This window comes from Stenotrophomonas sp. UBA7606 (assembly GCF_002477705.1).
In the GTDB taxonomy this organism is placed as follows: domain Bacteria; phylum Pseudomonadota; class Gammaproteobacteria; order Xanthomonadales; family Xanthomonadaceae; genus Stenotrophomonas.
Genome location: NZ_DLJW01000028.1, coordinates 300 through 1,083 on the forward strand (window position 1 = coordinate 300; position 784 = coordinate 1,083).

2 protein-coding genes are annotated in these 784 nt (G+C 64.5%); one reads left to right on the plus strand and one right to left on the minus strand.

What is annotated here, in order from left to right:
• Positions 1-339 (minus strand): hypothetical protein (locus B2527_RS04270; RefSeq protein WP_293706306.1); only part of this gene is annotated, 339 nt, incomplete at its 3' end.
• On the opposite strand from B2527_RS04270, the gene B2527_RS04275 reads away from it, so the two are divergent.
• On the plus strand, positions 327-784 hold a 458-nt coding region (locus tag B2527_RS04275), incomplete at its 3' end, for a flagellar hook-basal body complex protein (protein ID WP_293706307.1). The two genes, B2527_RS04270 and B2527_RS04275, sit on opposite strands and share 13 nt — an antisense overlap.

Sequence of the window (784 nt, forward strand, 5' to 3'; positions counted from 1 at the left end):
GAGGGGTTGGGGAGAGGGGTTGCCCTCGGCTTCAAGGCTCCGGCCTTCCGCCTGCCAGCGCAGCCCCGCATACAGGCCCAGCAACCCGCACGTCTGGCCGCCACTTGCTTGGCAGCCTGGCTTCGCCTGCGCGAAAAGCACGAAGCCTGCGCACGTCAGTGCAGCAACCAACCCCCTCGTTTCCCCAGTATTGCTGGAAGCCGCGCCGCAGCCCACCAACTGCCCCTCCGATGCCGTCAGCATCCCGTCGCCCGTTTCTGGCACGGCGCATGCATTGATCCAGGCAAGGGCCAGATGGCCGGCACCAGCAGCAGAGGAAGCACACAATGAATCAGGCACTGTGGGTCGCCAAGACCGGCCTGGATGCACAGCAGACGCGCATGTCGGTTGTGTCCAACAACCTCGCCAACACCAATACCACAGGCTTCAAGCGCGACCGCGCCAGTTTTGAAGACCTGTTGTACCAGCAGGTGCGCCAGCCGGGTGGTTCCTCCTCCGCACAGACCCAATTGCCGACCGGCCTGCAGCTTGGCACCGGCGTGCGTGTGGTCGCCACGTCCAAGCATTTCGAGCAGGGCAGCCAACAGCAGACCGGCCGTGCGCTGGACGTGATGGTCAACGGTCGCGGCTTCTTCGAGGTGATGATGCCCGACGGCAGTTCCGCCTATACGCGCGACGGCAGCTTCCAGATCAATGCGCAGGGCGAGCTGGTGACCAACAGTGGTTACCCGGTACAACCGGGCATCCAGGTGCCCGAAGGCGCACAGTCGATGACCATCGGCAG